This is a genomic window from Cupriavidus sp. 05N40, assembly GCF_056397305.1.
Genome location: NZ_JBFTND010000378.1, coordinates 1 through 3,355, shown reverse-complemented (window position 1 = coordinate 3,355; position 3,355 = coordinate 1). Strand labels below are relative to the sequence as shown.

At 56.3% G+C, this 3,355-nt stretch carries 3 protein-coding genes; 2 read left to right on the top strand and 1 reads right to left on the bottom strand.

Annotated features, from left to right (window positions below; genetic code table 11):
* Window positions 1-339: TetR/AcrR family transcriptional regulator (locus AC1DO7_RS40405; protein ID WP_477117501.1), on the bottom strand; the 339-nt coding region annotated here is incomplete at its 3' end.
* A gap of 991 nt (window positions 340-1,330) precedes the next feature.
* On the opposite strand from AC1DO7_RS40405, the gene AC1DO7_RS40400 reads away from it, so the two are divergent.
* Together AC1DO7_RS40400 and AC1DO7_RS40395 are read left to right on the top strand one after the other, a co-directional pair.
* Complete coding sequence (locus AC1DO7_RS40400) at window positions 1,331-2,947, top strand: HAL/PAL/TAL family ammonia-lyase (protein WP_441622589.1); 1,617 nt, start codon at window positions 1,331-1,333, stop codon at window positions 2,945-2,947.
* A gap of 33 nt (window positions 2,948-2,980) precedes the next feature.
* The coding region (locus AC1DO7_RS40395) for a GntR family transcriptional regulator (RefSeq protein WP_477117500.1) at window positions 2,981-3,355 on the top strand (375 nt) is incomplete at its 3' end.

The window sequence follows — 3,355 nt, the reverse complement described above, 5'->3', positions numbered from 1 at the left end:
GGGCAATTCTGCGGCGAGCATGGCGCAAATACACATTGTCGATGTGCCATCGCGGATGCATTCCGTCCAATAGTTGACGTAGGCCATCAATCGCGCCAAGGGATCCTCAATATTCCGATCGAGAGCCGCCAATCCTTCCCGAGCCTGCTGGCGGTGTCGCGTGACCACTGTCAACACCAAGTCCGCTTTGCTCGGAAAATGATGATGAATGCTGGGCTTGCCGATGTGCACCAGTTTGGACAGATCCGCATAGCTGAACCCGTGATAGCCGCCTGCGGCGAGCAGTTGCTTAGTGTGCTCTGCAATTTCGGTCGCACGGGGAGACAGATCAGCGCTCATGCCTATTCATTGGAGGGACTCATAACGCAAGAACAATGTTTCATGCGCGCACTTGGTATCTATACAACATCAACCAATCTACTAGTTGGTCGGGTTCGTGTCAATCCTTCGAGCGCAGTTATTGAATGCAGGGATAACGTCGCCCGGCCGCTAGGGCGGCCTTAAGCATCCAGACGCAGAACTGGCGGGATGATCGATCGGTGCGCAGCTGCTCGACCAGTGTAGCCAGGACGGAATTGTCGAGCGATTGCACGGCATACCACAGGCCCACACGTCGCGACACTTCGAAGCCCAGATAGGCCGGATCTCGACACCCGGACGGCCGCGCACCAAGGACTCAGGCGCCACGCAAGCCCCCAATCCTGCGGAGACCAAGTCTATGGCCAAGCATAGTGTTTCCGCGTTCGCCGCGGGCACGCTCGCCGCCGCGCCATAGTAGGGTAAGAGCCGCCGGCGCGTCGGATGATTCGGATAAACGATCCACGGCAAGGCGCAAGCGCCGCAACCCGCAGGGGCCGTCAGTAGATAGGACTCGACGAACAGTTGCAAGAACAGTTCGTCCTCGCAGCGCCCGTCTTCGGTCGACAGGCGGGCGTCTCCCTTGCAGCGATCGAGCAGATTGATGCAAAGCGCTTGCATCGCTTGTCGCGCAAATCAAGGCACAGCGACGCGCCTTCCTACTTCACGCGACAACCTGACAGGCGTGCCGCCCCAGGGTTGTAGCCCCCAACTGAACGCTTGACGGCGCACCACAGCCCGGCGAGTCATCCAAACGCCCCACGCGCCGCCAAAGCTAGTCGCGCTGCTGCATATGGCCTCCCCAATTGCCTGCACCCTGTTCCAGTACGCCTGAGGCGTACATCACTCAAGACCGCTAGCAGCTCCTCCCACCAAGCGGCAACTCGCGTGCATGTGCCCCATGCATCTCTTGACACTCGGTTCTGATGAGTTATTATCTATTATCTATTATCTATCAAATACGGAGCAGCCCATGACCCAAGTGACCGTTACCCTCGACGGCGCCACTCTCACTCCCGACGAAGTGATCGAAATCGCACGCAACCATGCCCGAGTTGAGTTGTCCGCGCACGCCCGGCGAGCACTTCGCACGACACGCGCTCACATTGAGGAGAATTGGCTCAACGATTTCGCTCCCCTGATGTACGCGTTCAATACTGGCGTTGGAAGTCTCAAAAATCGACGTATTGGAAGCGAAGAGATCTCGGAATTTCAGAGGAATCTTGTGCGCTCTCACTCTGCAAGCACTGGGGAGCGCATGCCATCCGAAGTCGTACGGGCCATGATGGCCATGAGGGCCAACGCCTTCGCCAGTAATCACTCAGGTGTTAGAGAGACGATTGTTGATAGGCTGCTCGCGATGCTGAATCACGACATCATCCCCGTCATCGCGGCCAAAGGAAGCGTAGGAGCGAGTGGGGATCTCGCGCCGCTCGCCATCATGAGTGCCGCGCTCATGGGCATGGCTGAGAGCAAGGTCGAGTTCCAAGGCGACGTTATCCCAGCCTCAATCGCTTTCGAACGTGCGGGGTTGGCACCGACCATGGATGTGCACGCAAAGGACGCAACGGCTCTCATCAATGGATCCACAGCTTCCCTAGCCTATGCAGTCTTGGCCGCACACGACGCACGGTCACTATTGACCGACGCCACTATCTCGCTAGGCATGACACTTGAGGCATTGCGCGGAGAACTGTCCTGCTTCGAAGACCGCGTCATGCTGGCTCGACCACATCGTGGTCAACGGCGCGTCGCCGCCGCGATACGCAATGTCGTTTCGGGCAGCGGTCGGTGCACAGAAGCGGCCCGACAAGTTCAGCTCCAGGCCTCCCAGGAAGCTGTGATTGAACCCCGCATTCAAGACGCATATTCCTTACGCTGTGCGCCGCAGGTCTATGGACCTGCGCTAGACGCACTCGATTACATCGATACCATTCTCAAAGCGGAAATGAACAGTGCAACGGACAATCCGTTGATATTTTCCGACCTAAAGGGAGGATACGATGTAGTTTCGGGTGGCCATTTCCATGGCCAATATATTGCGCAAGCAATGGATCTTCTTGCCTTGGCAGTAACTGATGTAGGCGCTATTTGTGACAGGCGGAGTGCCCGCCTCATCGACCCCGCTTGCAATTTTGGCCTACCTACTAACTTGATCGCTCAGCGGGCCGGAATAAACACTGGCTTCTCAGTTGTGCAAAGCATGGGTACGGGTCTTACTCTCGAAAATGTAGGACTATGCAGCCCCGCCAGCACAATTAGTTTGCCAGCAAAGGGAAACACCGAAGATCATGTGAGCAATTCTTGCTTTGCCGCCCGTCGGACTCGGACGGTAATTCAAAATACGCAGGCGATTGTCGCGGCCGAGCTGCTGATCGCCGCACAGGCGTTAGACCTGTCTGAGCCCCGTCTTAATGAATATCCACTTGGAATTGGTACCGCGGTAGCGCTTCAGGCTCTTCGGGAGAAAGTTCCAGCGACACTCGAAGACGACAGATGGGTGTATGACGATTTGGAGGCAATAAAAGCGATGGTGATCGATGGCACGTTTAGAAATGCTGTCGAGTCCGTTTGCGACCTTCTATTTTAATGACACCTTAATTAACCTCAGTGCGAGCTTCAGATGGATGCTTCAACAGATCTGACATTGCAGGAGCGGATTGCAAAGATAGTGGCCGATCGCATCGTCAAGGGTGAATTGATGCCAGGAGAGTGGTTACGCCAAGACACGATCGCACACGAGTTMGCCATCAGTCATGTACCAGTGCGTGAAGCATTTCGTCGACTCGAATCGCAGGGACTCGTGCTCAGCGAACCCCGCAAGGGCGTCAGAGTTGCGCATCTCGACGAAACATCCATCGTGGAAATCACAAGGATGCGAGCAGCATTGGAAACCTTGGCGCTGCGGGTAGCAGTACCGCTTATCAGGGACAGTGATATCGCTGACGCAGCCACAGCAATCGAACGCGGCAACCATGCCTCGGATATCGAGGAATGG

Excerpts from the sequence above, each read along its gene's own strand:
- AC1DO7_RS40400 (WP_441622589.1), top strand. The coding sequence starts at position 1,331 with ATGACCCAAGTGACCGTTACCCTCGACGGCGCCACTCTCACTCCCGAC.